Below are 11,876 nucleotides of genomic sequence, written 5' to 3' on the forward strand. Positions count from 1 at the left end.
CCTCCTACATTTCCTACCCTAAGGTTGGTTAAACCCGAGCGGCGAAGATTGCCTGGTGCTCTCGGCACTGTTCGGCCGTGAGCATGAACACCCCATGCCCACCCCGCTGGAAATCCAGCCAGGCGAAGTCCACTTCCGGGTACAGCGCGTCAACATGCACCTGGCTGTTGCCCACCTCGACAATCAGCAAACCCTTCTCGGTCAGGTGGTCCGCCGCCTCGGCCAGCATGCGCCGCACCAGGTTCAGGCCATCGTCGCCGCAGGCCAGGCCCAGCTCCGGCTCGTGCTGGTATTCGTCCGGCATGTCGGCAAAGTCTTCGGCATCCACATACGGCGGGTTCGACACGATCAGGTCAAAGCGCTGGCCCGGCAGGCCGTCGAAGCCGTCGCCCTGCACGGTGTACACACGCTCGTCGACACCATGGCGCTCGATATTCTGATTGGCCACTTCCAGGGCTTCGAAGGACAGGTCACCGAGTACCACTTCGGCGTCCTGGAACTCGTAGGCGCAGGCAATGCCGATGCAGCCGGAGCCGGTGCACAGGTCGAGGATGCGCGTCGGTGGTTGGGCCAGCCAAGGTTCGAAGCGGTTTTCGATCAACTCGCCGATAGGTGAGCGCGGGATCAGCACGCGCTCGTCAACGATAAACGACATGCCGCAGAACCACGCCTCTTTCAACAGGTAGGCCGTGGGCACCCGCTCATGGATACGGCGATGCAACAAACGCTGTACGTGAGAGATTTCCTCTTCTTCCAGGTTGCAATCGAGGTAGCTGTCGGCAATTTCCCATGGCAGGTGCAAGGCACCGAGCACCAACTGCCGGGCTTCGTCCCAGGCATTGTCGGTGCCATGGCCAAAAAACAGGTCTTCCCCATGGAAACGGCTGACGGCCCAACGGATGTGGTCGCGCAAGGTGCGCAGGCGGGATGTGATCACGGGGGGCAGACTCCTGGAAAAAACGACTGGCGATTCTAACAGTCTTCGCCTGTATCGACGATGTACGAAAACCTGTTGCCGTACGTCGGATTTCATCCAAATCGCCATCATTCGGTTAAACATCGCCACCACTTGACATGGCTGCACGCCAGCAACGGCGTACCTTACGATAGTAGCGATTCACAGAACCGCTCAGCCAGTGGACAATGACGCAAAAGCCCCCCTCACAGGAGCCCCAGAATGTCCGTTCCAAAGACGATGTTTCAACTCAGCGGTCGTGGTTACGCAGCTGCCAACCTTGCCCATGCGACCCTCGTGATCATCGACGCTCAAAAGGAATACCTCAGTGGCCCGCTCGCCCTCTCCGGCATGGACGCGGCGGTCGGCAATATCAAGCAACTGGTCGCCGCCGCGCGCAACGCCGGGCGCCCGATCGTGCACGTGCGCCACCTGGGTACCGTGGGCGGCCTGTTTGACCCCCAGGGCGAGCGCGGTGAGTTCATCCCCGGCCTCGAACCTCAAGGTGACGAAACCATCATCGGCAAGCTGCTGCCCAGCGCCTTCCACGGCACCGGCCTGGAAAAACACCTGCAGGACCTCGGTTCCCTCGACCTGATCGTCTGCGGCTTCATGAGCCACTCCAGCGTCAGCACCACCGTGCGTGCCGCGAAGAACCTGGGGTTTCGCTGCACCCTGGTGGAAGACGCCTGTGCCACCCGCGACCTGCCTTACAAAGGTGGCATCCTGAGCGCCGAGCATGTGCAGCAGACCGAGATGGCCATCATGGCTGACAATTTTGCCACTCTCGCACTGACTAAAGACCTGATCTGATCGCCCTTCGGGTGAGCGGCGCGGCCTGTTGCAGGTCCCGCTCATCCGCAAAGCCCTCTCATTTGGCGCATTTACCTCGGGTACAGGAACAACCTGTGTATCTTCCGGTCGAAGGGCCGATACCCTGGAGGAAAGGTCGGAATGAAGATATCCGATGGTTTTGACGCTCGTCGCTTGCGCCCCAAGGGCCCGAGCAACTGGCGTCTGCGCCTGGTGGCCGGCATTGCCGCGCTGCTGGCGGTCGTAGGCTTGTTGTTGGCTGGCGCTGGTGGCGCCGGTTTGTCTGGCCACTCGCCGGCCCTTGGCGAACTGAATGCCAGCCCTGGCGGCTCGGCGATTTTACTGGGGATCGGGCTGCTGGTGCTGTGGCTGGGCGTGTGGCTGTGGCGCCGCAGCCGTCGGAAGATGCGCCAGCCGTTGTCACTGAACATCGCCTCGCACCTGATGAAAAAGCACGACTGATGGCGCTTGGATAGCGTTTCCTGCGCCCCGGCCGCCGCGATTTAGGTAAACTGCCCGCCCTTCGCGGAGGCTGACATGCAAGACGACGATTTTTCCCTGTTCAAAAACGAGCTGCGCGGCGTCAAGCCGATCAAGCACGACCGCGCCGACACCGGCAAACCCAAGGCCGACCGCGCACAGATCGCCAAGCTGCGCCAGGCTGCTACCGTGCGCACCGATGCCACCACCGTAGATGGCCTGTCAGACCAGTTCGTGATCGATGTCGGCCCCGAAGACGAGCTGATGTGGGCCCGCGACGGCGTACAGGAAAGCCAGATGCGCAAGCTCAAGGCCGGTCAGATCCCGTTCGAAGGCAGCCTCGACCTGCACGGCATGAACGTGGAGAAAGCCCGGGAAACCCTGTGGGCCTTCCTCGCCGAAGCCACCAAGTTTGAAATCCGCTGCGTGCGCGTCACCCATGGCAAGGCGGTGCGCTTGGACGGCAAGCGGCCGATGATCAAGAGCCACGTCAACACCTGGCTGCGCCAGCATGCCCAGGTGCTCGGCTTTACCTCGTGCCAGGCCCGTCATGGGGGCGCGGGTGCGGTGTATGTGATGCTCAAGCGCACGATGATGGAAGGGCGCGACGAGTAACAAGTGCCATCGTCAGGCTTGCAGCGATGTGTCGGCCACCGTAACCTTGCGCTTTGCGAAAATCCCACAGGTAGTTTCATGTCCCTGGAACAGAATTACACCGCGATCCTCGGCCAACTCGGCGAGGACGTCTCCCGCGAGGGCCTGCTCGACACGCCCAAGCGTGCCGCCAAGGCGATGCAGTACCTTTGCCGCGGCTATGAACAGACACTCGAAGAAGTCACCAACGGTGCCTTGTTCAGCTCCGACAACAGCGAAATGGTGCTGGTCAAGGACATCGAGTTGTACTCGCTGTGCGAACACCACCTGCTGCCGTTTATCGGCAAGGCGCATGTGGCGTATATCCCGAGCGGCAAGGTGCTGGGCCTGTCGAAGGTCGCGCGGATTGTCGACATGTATGCGCGCCGCCTGCAGATCCAGGAAAACCTCAGCCGCCAGATCGCCGATGCGGTGATGCAAGTGACCGGTGCCCTGGGCGTGGCCGTGGTGATCGAAGCCAAGCACATGTGCATGATGATGCGCGGTGTGGAGAAACAGAATTCGTCGATGATCACCTCGGTGATGCTGGGTGAGTTCCGCGAAAACGCGGCCACCCGCAGTGAATTCCTCAGCCTGATCAAGTAACAGGCCGGGTAGGGAAAAACCGGCGTTCATCGCCGGTTTTTTTTCGCCTGCAAAATTGAGGTAAGCTGCGGCCCCTTCTTCATGGGCAAGAGGTTTCAGCCATGTTCGTCAAAGCACTTCGAGTGGGCCTCGGCCACGTCATCATCGCCGGCGACTTCCTTACCCGCCCGCGCAAAAAGCAGCGCCCTGCCGAACAACAGGCGCAGGTGAACGCAGCGGCCAAGGACCTGACCCTGTATCAATTCCACGCCTGCCCGTTCTGCGTGAAGACCCGCCGCACCCTGCACCGCCTGAATGTGCCGGTGGCGCTGAAGGATGCGAAGAACAACGAGCAGGACCGCCAGACCCTGCTGGAGCAAGGCGGCAAGATCAAGGTGCCGTGCCTGCGTATCGAAGAGAATGGCCAGACCACCTGGATGTATGACTCCAAGGTGATCATCGATTACCTGGACAAGCGTTTCGCCGCGATCTGACAGACCTGGGCAGATTCACTGTGGGAGGGGCAAGTCCCTCCCAGAGTTAGTCCAGTAGTGCCAAATCGAGATCGAGCAGCGCCGAGCCGAGGCACTTGCCATGGGCATCCAGTGCCAGCGAGCGGGTTACGCCGCCGCGCAATATCCCCGGCAGTACGAAGTTCAGCGCCTGCACATTCGGCAGTTCATAGCGGCGCACCGGGGCCGCGTCCGGCTCCAGCAGGCCGGCAAAAAAGTCGGCCACGCGCTCGGCGGTAAGCTGTTCACACAACAGCAGATAATCCTCGGCTCGGTAAGCAATGATCGAAATGTTCGAGGTGTCGCCCTTGTCGCCGGTACGGGAATGGGCCAGCGTGTGCAGTTTCATGCTTCGATCCTCGGGTTGACCGCGTCACGGGGCAGCAGCAATGACGCCACCGCCACCACCTGCCGTACGCTCTTGCTGGCACCGCCGCCGCCGGACGGGCCGTTGGTGTAGAGGGTTTCCACTTCATTGCCGACCCGCACCGCTTCACTGCGGTCTTCACAGCGGGCCGCCACGCGCAGGCGCACTTCCCAGGGCTCTACGCTGCTGCGCGGACCGTGCAGCGAGTCCATGCCGATCAGTTCGGCGCGTACGTCCTGCATCTTCACACCCATCAGTTGCAAACGCTTGAGTACGACATCCCGCGCCAGCTGCGCCCGTGCGACCGCGCCGGGACCGCCGTAGGACATTTGCCCTTCGCCAATCCAGCCATCCAGGTAACCGACGCTCACCTTCAACTGCTCGGGCCGTGCGCGGCCAGCAGCACCGTGGGCACGTACCCGATCAACGCCCTCCTCGTCAAACCCCACCTGGGAAAAATCGGCAGTCACGTCCGGGGTGAGATACGCCGCAGGATCATGCACTTCGTAGATCAACTGCTCGGTGCAGGTGGCACGACTGACCCGCCCACCGGAGCCTGCCACCTTGGTGATCACGGCCTCACCCTCGGCATCGATTTCAGCCAACGGAAAGCCCAGGCGTGCGAGGTCATCCACATCCTTGAAACCGGGATCGGCAAAATAGCCGCCGCTGACCTGCCCGGCACACTCCAGCAGATGCCCGACCAACGTACCGCGCCCCAGACGCTGCCAATCATCCGCTGCCCAGCCGAACGCAAACATCTGCGGTGCCAGGAACAGCGACGGGTCGGCCACCCGCCCGGTGATCACCACATCGGCCTCGGCGCGCAAGGCATCAAGAATGCCGTCGACGCCCAGGTAGGCATTCGCGGAAATCAGGCGCTTGCCGAGTGAACCCACGGTCTGGCCGTTATCCAGCAATTGCTCAGGCCGCAAGGCCTCCAACACATCATCGCCCACCACGGCCACGACCTTGAGGTGCAGGCCCAGCTCCGTGGCGATACGGCGCACTTCAACGGCGGCCGACACGGGGTTGGCCGCGCCCATATTGGTGATCACCCGCAGGCGGCGACGCCCTTCATGGCGGCCGACGTAAGGCAACACACGCTGCATGCGCTCACTGAGCAGCGGGTCATACCCCCCCTGCGGGTCACTGATTCGCGCCTGTTGCGCCAAGGCGATGGTGCGCTCGGCCAGGCACTCGAACACCAGGTAATCCAGGTCGCCCAGCTCGGCCAGTTCCACGGCAGGTTCGATGCGGTCGCCGGAGTAGCCGGCGCCGGAACCGATGCGCAAGGTTTTCATTTCAAATCACTCCCAGGAGCAACGCCGTCAGGGTCATCAACACCGACGCGGCAAACAGAAAAGGAATGGTGAAGCGCTGGTGATCGGCCAATTCGATCTTGCACAGGCCCACCAACAGGAAGGTCGCCGGGGTCAGCGGACTGACCGGAAAACCGGTGGTGTGTACGCCCAGCAACGACGCCTGGGCCACTTGCAGTGGGTCGACGCCCAGGGCCTTGCCGACTTCGGCAATCACCGGCATCACGCCGAAATAGTAGGAGTCGGGGTCGAACAGCATGCTCAGCGGCATGGACATAAAGCCCACCACGGCCGGAATCAGCTTGCCGTGGCCGGCCGGAATCTGCGCTACCGCCACTTCGGCGATGGCCTTGAGCATGCCGGTGCCTTGCATGATGCCGGTGAACACCCCGGCGGCGAGCAGGATACTGGCCATGGTCAGGGCGGTTTTCGCATGGGCATCGATGCGTGCGCGTTGGGCGTCCACGTTCGGGTAGTTGATGCACAGCGCTGCCACGGTGCCGAGCATGAACATCACCACCGGGTCGACCCAGCCGGCGATCATCACCACCATAACCAGCACGGTCAGGATCAGGTTGACCCAGAACAGGCGGGGGCGGCGCAGCTTGATGTCGTCGTCGCTGAGCACCCGTTGCGGCACGGCGTCCACGCTGGAGCCGGCGCCCAGGCCCAGGCGTCTTTCTTCTCGCCGGCCGAGCCACCAGGCGCAGGCGAAGACGAAGATCAGCCCGACGATCTGCACCGGGATCAGCGGCTGGAACAGGTCCGCCACCGGCACGTGCAAGGCCGCCGAAGAGCGCAGCACCGGGCCGGTCCACGGCAGGAAATTGACCCCGGCGGCCATCGCGCAGACACAGGCGAGGATGCGTTTATCGATGCCCAGCCGCGTATACAACGGCAGCATCGCCGGCACCGTCACCAGAAAGGTCACGGCACCGGAACCGTCCAGGTGCACCAACAGGGCCAGGGTCGCAGTCCCAACGACAATCCGTGTAGGACGTGTCCCTACCGTGCGCAGGATGCGATCAATGATGGGATCGAGCATACCGGCATCGGTCATGATCCCGAAAAACAGGATCGCGAACACGAACATGCCCACCACGGGGGCGACGTTCTTGATGCCGGTAATGATGAAGGCACTGGTTTGCAGGCCGAACCCACCGAGCAGCGCGGCGATGATCGGCAAGGCGATCAGGGCCACCAGTGGCGAAAGGCGTTTGCTCATGACGGCAGCGAGCAGGCACAGGATGGTAATGACACCCAGGGTTGCGAGCATGGGTTACTCCAGAGCGGCCTTGGTGGCCGGTTATTGTTTTCCCTGGAGTATTGGAAGCGCGTTACTCTTTGTAAATTGGAATGTTCAGCCAGTCATATTCGTAAAAACAAAACGCTCGAGAACAACAACAATGAAAAATTCGATCCAGCACATTCAGGCGTTCCTTGCGGTGGCCCGCACCGGCAGCTTTATCAAGGCCGCCCATGAGCTGCATCTTTCGCCTTCGGCACTCACCGTGCAGGTGCAACAACTCGAAGACTGGCTCGGCGTCGCCCTGCTCGACCGCAGCCCCCGGCATGTGAGCATCACCGCTGCCGGCCAGGACGCGCGCGGGCCGATGGAAAAACTGCTGCTGGACCTGGACAACATCGTCACCGGCTCCCGCGACCTCGCGGCCTTGCGCCGTGGCGTGGTCACCCTCGCGGCCCTGCCGTCGGTCTGCGCCGGCGCCCTGCCCCCGGCCCTGCGTCTGTTTCGCGAGCGTTTTGCCGGGATCGAAGTACGCCTGCAGGACCTGGTGGCCCATCGCATTCATGCCCAGGTGCGCGCAGGCGAAGTGGATTTCGGTATTGGCGTACGGGCGCGGCTAAGCCATGGCCTGGAGTTCACCCCGGTGCTGAATGATCGATTGTGTGCGTTCGTACCGCTGGATCACCCCCTCGCCCACCATCGCCAATTGACCCTGGAGCAACTGGCGGACCAGCCGATCATCCTTACCGGCCGCGACAGCAGCGTACGCGAGCAAGTGGATGGGCTGTTCGATGAGACGCGGTTGACGATGAACGCCGGGATGGAGGCCAACTACATGTCGACGGTGCTGGCGCTGGTGCGTCAGGGGCTGGGGATCAGCGTACTGCCGGAGTCGGCGGCGGACAGCCTGGAGGGGTTGAAGCGCATCCATATCGATCATCCCGGGGTGAACCGCGAGATCGGCTTGATCAGTCGTAGCGGGATGGGATTGAGCCCGGCGGCGCAGCGCTGTTTCGACCTGCTGAACGATGAATTATCTGGCACGGCATCGAGCTGAATGTGGGAGGGGCAAGTCGAATCGTCGCACCGCCCTCCCACCGTTTTTGACCGTGGTGATCAGTCGAGCATGGCCACATGCCTGGGATGGCTGGCCACGCGCTTCAACCAGGCCTGCACCGCCGGGTAAGGCGTCAGGTCAAACCCACCTTCATGGGCTACATGGGTGTAGGCATACAGCGCAATATCGGCAATCGAATACTGCTCGCCCACCAGGTATGGCGTGGTTTGCAGCTGACGCTCCATGACCTTCAGAGCCTTGTAACCGCGCTTGTGGGTGGTCTTGTATTCCTCCAGGCGATCTTCCGGCATGTTCAGGTAGAACTGGATAAACCGCGCCACCGCAATGTACGGCTCATGGCTGTACTGCTCGAAAAACTGCCACTGCAGCACTTGCGTGCGCAGGCGCGGTTCGGTGGGCAGGAATTCGCTGCCATCGGCAAGGAAGTTGAGGATCGCGTTGGACTCCCACAGGCAGGTGCCATCCTCCAGCTCCAGCACCGGGATCTTGCCGTTGGGGTTCTTGGCCAGGAATTCAGGGGTCTCGGTATCGCCGTTGAGGATGTCGATATCCACCCATTGATACGGGATACCCAACAGGTTGAGCATCAATTTGACCTTGTAGCAGTTGCCCGACTTGTAATCGCCATAAACCTTGTACATGGGGCTCCCCTTATGCCGCTTGCGCGTGCTGTGCTTGACGGACCACCGCGGCCAGGCGTTTGAGCCCTTCGTCCAGGCGGGCCGGGTCGATATGGCTGAAATTGAGTCGCAGTGAGCCTAAATGCTGGTCCGGCTCGGAAAAGAACGGTTCACCGGGCATGAACGCGACGTCCTGATCGAGCGCAGGTGCCAACAAAGTGCGGGTATCGAGCGGCTGTTTCAAGGTCAGCCAGAAGAATAATCCGCCCTGGGGCACTTGCCAGTCGGCCAGTTCGCTGAAGTGGCGTTGTAATGCAGCCTGGAATGCGTCGCGGCGCTCGCGGTAGAAACTGCGCAGTTCCACCAGGTGTTGCTGGTATTTCTGCGTGCCGATCCACTGCATGGCCTGCCACTGGCCGACGCGATTGGTGTGCAGGTCCGCCGATTGCTTGAGCTTGAGCAGGTGCGGGAACAGGTCCGGGCTGGCGATCAGGTACCCCACGCGCAGGCCGGGCAGCAAGGTCTTGGAGACCGTGCCGGTGTAGATCCAGCTGGCTTTTTTCAAGCGGCCGACGATGGGCTGCGCACTGCCGCCGTCGAAGGTCAGCTCGCGATAGGGTTCGTCTTCGATCAGGGTCACGCCGAACTCATCGAGCAAAGCGGCGACGGCCTCGCGCTTGGCTTCGCTGTAGCGCACGGCCGAAGGGTTCTGGAACGTCGGGATCAGGTAAATGAACGCCGGGCGATGGCGTTCGAGATTGGCGCGCAGGCTGGCCAGGTCGGGACCATCGGCTTCCAGTTGCACGCTGAGGCAATCGGCGCCGAACAGCTGGAAGATCTGCAGGGCGGCCAGGTAGGTCGGGCCTTCCAGCAGGATCTTGGTGCCCTTGTCGATATACAGCTTGGCCGCCAGGTCCAGGGTTTGCTGGGAACCGCTGACCACCAGCACCTGGCTGGCCTGGCACGGCACACCCAACGCACGCGCTTCGGCGGCGAGCAGTTCACGTAACTGCGGCTCGCCTTCGCTCATGCCGTATTGGCCGATGTTGAGCGGCATGTCATCCCAGTCCAGCGCGGGCAGCATGGCCTCGGCCGGCAGGCCACCGGCGAACGACATCACTTCCGGGCGCTGGGCTGCGGCAAGGATTTCACGGATCAAGGAGCTTTTGAGGCGCGTAACACGTTCAGAGAAGGCCATAAGGTCACCGCTAGCGAAGCCTGTGGGAAATACGTCAAACTGGTTGACCGAAATTACGACAGCTTGAGTGGATACGTCAACATGCTTGACCTTAAAAACCAAAGCAGCCAGCAACAAGCCATGGAAGCGTTCTTCTTTGGTTACCAGGCGTTCACTGCCAAGGCCGATGAAATGCTTGAACGCCGTGGCCTGAGCCGGGTGCACCAGCGCATCGTGTTTTTTATCGCGCGCTACCCGGCGCTGAGCGTCAAGCAACTGCTGGAACTGCTCGGTGTGAGCAAGCAGGCGCTGAACATACCCTTGCGCCAATTGCAGGAAATGCACCTGGTGGACAGCGTCGCGTCGCAGACCGACAAGCGCAAACGCCTGCTGGAGTTGACCGAGGAAGGCCTGCGTTTCGAGCAGTCGCTGCGCCGTGAACAGGTGAAGTTGTTGCAGCGCGCCTTCGCCGAAGCGGGCGAAGAAGCGGTAAACGGTTGGCTCGCAGTCAACCAGGCACTTGCAGGCCAGCCTTGATCCTCGGTGGCGCCCTGGCTTTGCCTTTCATCCTTTTCATGCAGAAAATAGAAAACATTATTTGCTTTATTTGTATACAAAAGCATAATTCGCTTCGTGCGAGTTCCTGACCTATTGGTCAACAAAACCCGCCGGTACCTCACAGCGCCCCGCGCTGGACATAACAATAAAATGCTTGAGGAGTACTCGCTGTGGATAGCCGCAAATCCGAAGCCTCGCCGCTGGACCTTGCCCCCTCACAGAACGGCTGGCTCGAACGCCTGTTCAAACTGCGCCTGCATGGCACCACAGTGAAGACCGAGCTGATCGCCGGGCTCACCACCTTCATCACCATGGCCTACATCATCTTCGTCAACCCCAACATCATGGCCGATGCCGGCATCGATCACGGCGCTGCGTTCGTCGCCACCTGCATCGCCGCCGCGCTGGGTTGCCTGCTGATGGGCCTGTACGCCAACTGGCCGGTGGGCCTGGCGCCGGGCATGGGCCTGAATGCGTTTTTCACCTACACCGTGGTCGGCACCATGGGTTACCACTGGGAAACCGCGCTGGGTGCGGTGTTTATTTCCGGGGTGCTGTTCATGGGCCTGACCCTTTCCCGGGTGCGTGAATGGCTGCTCAACAGCATTCCGGTGAGCCTGCGCCACGCCATGGGTGCTGGTGTCGGGCTGTTCCTCGGGGTGATCGGCCTGAAAACCGCGGGCATCATCGTCGACAGCCCGGCCACCCTGATCAAGCTCGGTTCGCTGCACGAGCCGGCGCCGCTGCTGGCGGCGGTGTGTTTCCTGCTGATCGCGATCCTCAGCTACCACCGGGTGTTCGGCGCGATCCTCATCAGCATCATCGCCGTGACCCTGGCCGGCTGGGGCCTGGACCTGGTGCACTACAACGGCATTCTCTCCACGCCTCCGAGCCTGGCGCCGACCTGGATGGCCATGGACATAAAAGGTGTATTCAATGTCAGCATGATCAGCGTGGTATTTGCCTTCCTTTTTGTGCACATGTTTGACACTGCAGGTACACTGATGGGCGTTGCGCAACGCGCCGGGCTGGTCAACGCCGACGGCAGGATCGATAACCTGTCCCGCGCCCTCAAGGCCGACAGCGCTTCGAGTGTGTTCGGTGCCATGGTGGGGGTGCCGCCGGTGACCAGCTACGTGGAAAGCGCCGCCGGGGTGGCCGCAGGTGGCCGTACCGGGTTGACGGCGGTGACGGTCGGCGTGTTGTTTGTGGCGGCCATGTTCTTCGCACCGCTGGCGGGCATGATCCCGGCCTATGCCACCGCCGGTGCGCTGATCTACGTGGCGATGCTGATGATGGCGAGCATGGCCCACATCAATTGGGATGAGGCCACCGACAGCATCCCGGCCATCGTGACTGCGATCATGATGCCCCTGACCTTCTCGGTCGCCGACGGTATCGCCCTGGGCTTTATCACCTATGTGGCGCTCAAGGCGGGCACCGGCAAGTACCGCGAGATTTCCGTAAGCCTGTGGGTGTTGTGCGCGATCTTTATCGCCAAGTTCGTCTTTCTATAGAAAAGGAGCATGC

The 11,876-nt window shown here is 61.8% G+C and carries 14 protein-coding genes; 8 read left to right on the top strand and 6 right to left on the bottom strand.

The features are described 5' to 3' along the window. Positions 1–28: 28 nt before the first annotated feature. Positions 29–937, bottom strand: coding sequence for a 50S ribosomal protein L3 N(5)-glutamine methyltransferase (gene prmB, locus BLQ09_RS02305; RefSeq protein WP_027603933.1), 909 nt, complete (start codon positions 935–937; stop codon positions 29–31). A 240-nt stretch (positions 938–1,177) separates the two neighbouring features. On the opposite strand from prmB, the gene BLQ09_RS02310 reads away from it, so the two are divergent. From BLQ09_RS02310 to BLQ09_RS02330, 5 genes are all read left to right on the top strand, one after another. Next, the gene (locus BLQ09_RS02310; RefSeq protein WP_027603932.1) at positions 1,178–1,768 is read left to right on the top strand and encodes a cysteine hydrolase family protein; all 591 of its coding nucleotides are present in this window, start codon (positions 1,178–1,180) and stop codon (positions 1,766–1,768) included. Positions 1,769–1,909: 141 nt separating this feature from the next. Beyond that, a complete protein-coding gene (locus tag BLQ09_RS02315; RefSeq protein ID WP_092355101.1) occupies positions 1,910–2,230 on the top strand; it encodes a hypothetical protein in 321 nt (106 codons plus the stop codon). A gap of 75 nt (positions 2,231–2,305) precedes the next feature. Beyond that, positions 2,306–2,863 (top strand): Smr/MutS family protein, encoded by a 558-nt coding sequence (locus BLQ09_RS02320; protein WP_016976371.1) that lies wholly within the window; start codon positions 2,306–2,308, stop codon positions 2,861–2,863. 78 nt (positions 2,864–2,941) lie between these two features. Further along, positions 2,942–3,487 carry a GTP cyclohydrolase I FolE gene (folE, locus tag BLQ09_RS02325; protein WP_003442011.1) on the top strand — a complete coding sequence of 182 codons (546 nt, stop codon included), beginning with the start codon at positions 2,942–2,944 and terminating at the stop codon, positions 3,485–3,487. A 101-nt stretch (positions 3,488–3,588) separates the two neighbouring features. Then, positions 3,589–3,960, top strand: coding sequence for a glutathione S-transferase N-terminal domain-containing protein (locus BLQ09_RS02330; RefSeq protein WP_027603930.1), 372 nt, complete (start codon positions 3,589–3,591; stop codon positions 3,958–3,960). A gap of 46 nt (positions 3,961–4,006) precedes the next feature. Here the strand turns inward: BLQ09_RS02330 and BLQ09_RS02335 are convergent, their stop codons facing one another. Genes BLQ09_RS02335 through BLQ09_RS02345 form a run of 3 tightly spaced genes read right to left on the bottom strand, consistent with a single transcriptional unit; the run spans position 4,007 to position 6,943 of the window. Next, positions 4,007–4,327 (bottom strand): AtuA-related protein, encoded by a 321-nt coding sequence (locus BLQ09_RS02335; RefSeq protein ID WP_027603929.1) that lies wholly within the window; start codon positions 4,325–4,327, stop codon positions 4,007–4,009. Beyond that, on the bottom strand, positions 4,324–5,649 hold the full coding sequence (locus BLQ09_RS02340) for an acyclic terpene utilization AtuA family protein (protein WP_092355104.1): 1,326 nt from the start codon (positions 5,647–5,649) through the stop codon (positions 4,324–4,326). The genes BLQ09_RS02335 and BLQ09_RS02340 overlap by 4 nt, the downstream gene beginning before the upstream one ends. Position 5,650: 1 nt before the next feature. Continuing rightward, entirely contained in the window at positions 5,651–6,943 is a 1,293-nt protein-coding gene (locus BLQ09_RS02345) for a CitMHS family transporter (protein ID WP_092355107.1), read from the bottom strand. A 130-nt stretch (positions 6,944–7,073) separates the two neighbouring features. On the opposite strand from BLQ09_RS02345, the gene BLQ09_RS02350 reads away from it, so the two are divergent. Next, positions 7,074–7,970: a LysR family transcriptional regulator gene (locus tag BLQ09_RS02350; RefSeq protein ID WP_027603926.1), complete on the top strand. Its 897-nt coding sequence runs from the start codon at positions 7,074–7,076 to the stop codon at positions 7,968–7,970. Positions 7,971–8,029: 59 nt separating this feature from the next. Here BLQ09_RS02350 and BLQ09_RS02355 read toward each other — a convergent pair whose 3' ends face one another. After that, the gene (locus BLQ09_RS02355) at positions 8,030–8,632 is read right to left on the bottom strand and encodes a glutathione S-transferase family protein (RefSeq protein WP_027603925.1); all 603 of its coding nucleotides are present in this window, start codon (positions 8,630–8,632) and stop codon (positions 8,030–8,032) included. A gap of 10 nt (positions 8,633–8,642) precedes the next feature. Next, a complete protein-coding gene (locus BLQ09_RS02360) occupies positions 8,643–9,809 on the bottom strand; it encodes an aminotransferase-like domain-containing protein (protein WP_092355110.1) in 1,167 nt (388 codons plus the stop codon). A gap of 81 nt (positions 9,810–9,890) precedes the next feature. On the opposite strand from BLQ09_RS02360, the gene BLQ09_RS02365 reads away from it, so the two are divergent. Together BLQ09_RS02365 and BLQ09_RS02370 are read left to right on the top strand one after the other, a co-directional pair. Further along, entirely contained in the window at positions 9,891–10,325 is a 435-nt protein-coding gene (locus tag BLQ09_RS02365; protein ID WP_092355113.1) for a MarR family winged helix-turn-helix transcriptional regulator, read from the top strand. A 191-nt stretch (positions 10,326–10,516) separates the two neighbouring features. Beyond that, positions 10,517–11,863 carry an NCS2 family permease gene (locus BLQ09_RS02370; protein ID WP_027603922.1) on the top strand — a complete coding sequence of 449 codons (1,347 nt, stop codon included), beginning with the start codon at positions 10,517–10,519 and terminating at the stop codon, positions 11,861–11,863. Positions 11,864–11,876: the final 13 nt, after the last annotated feature.

The organism is Pseudomonas sp. NFACC25, from assembly GCF_900100935.1.
Classification (GTDB): domain Bacteria; phylum Pseudomonadota; class Gammaproteobacteria; order Pseudomonadales; family Pseudomonadaceae; genus Aquipseudomonas; species Aquipseudomonas marginalis.

Excerpts from the sequence above, each read along its gene's own strand:
- BLQ09_RS02350 (WP_027603926.1), top strand. The coding sequence starts at position 7,074 with ATGAAAAATTCGATCCAGCACATTCAGGCGTTCCTTGCGGTGGCCCGC.
- folE (WP_003442011.1), top strand. The coding sequence starts at position 2,942 with ATGTCCCTGGAACAGAATTACACCGCGATCCTCGGCCAACTCGGCGAG.
- BLQ09_RS02320 (WP_016976371.1), top strand. The coding sequence starts at position 2,306 with ATGCAAGACGACGATTTTTCCCTGTTCAAAAACGAGCTGCGCGGCGTC.
- BLQ09_RS02335 (WP_027603929.1), bottom strand. The coding sequence starts at position 4,327 with ATGAAACTGCACACGCTGGCCCATTCCCGTACCGGCGACAAGGGCGAC.
- BLQ09_RS02345 (WP_092355107.1), bottom strand. The coding sequence starts at position 6,943 with ATGCTCGCAACCCTGGGTGTCATTACCATCCTGTGCCTGCTCGCTGCC.
- BLQ09_RS02315 (WP_092355101.1), top strand. The coding sequence starts at position 1,910 with ATGAAGATATCCGATGGTTTTGACGCTCGTCGCTTGCGCCCCAAGGGC.
- BLQ09_RS02365 (WP_092355113.1), top strand. The coding sequence starts at position 9,891 with ATGCTTGACCTTAAAAACCAAAGCAGCCAGCAACAAGCCATGGAAGCG.
- BLQ09_RS02310 (WP_027603932.1), top strand. The coding sequence starts at position 1,178 with ATGTCCGTTCCAAAGACGATGTTTCAACTCAGCGGTCGTGGTTACGCA.
- BLQ09_RS02340 (WP_092355104.1), bottom strand. The coding sequence starts at position 5,649 with ATGAAAACCTTGCGCATCGGTTCCGGCGCCGGCTACTCCGGCGACCGC.
- BLQ09_RS02330 (WP_027603930.1), top strand. The coding sequence starts at position 3,589 with ATGTTCGTCAAAGCACTTCGAGTGGGCCTCGGCCACGTCATCATCGCC.
- BLQ09_RS02355 (WP_027603925.1), bottom strand. The coding sequence starts at position 8,632 with ATGTACAAGGTTTATGGCGATTACAAGTCGGGCAACTGCTACAAGGTC.
- BLQ09_RS02360 (WP_092355110.1), bottom strand. The coding sequence starts at position 9,809 with ATGGCCTTCTCTGAACGTGTTACGCGCCTCAAAAGCTCCTTGATCCGT.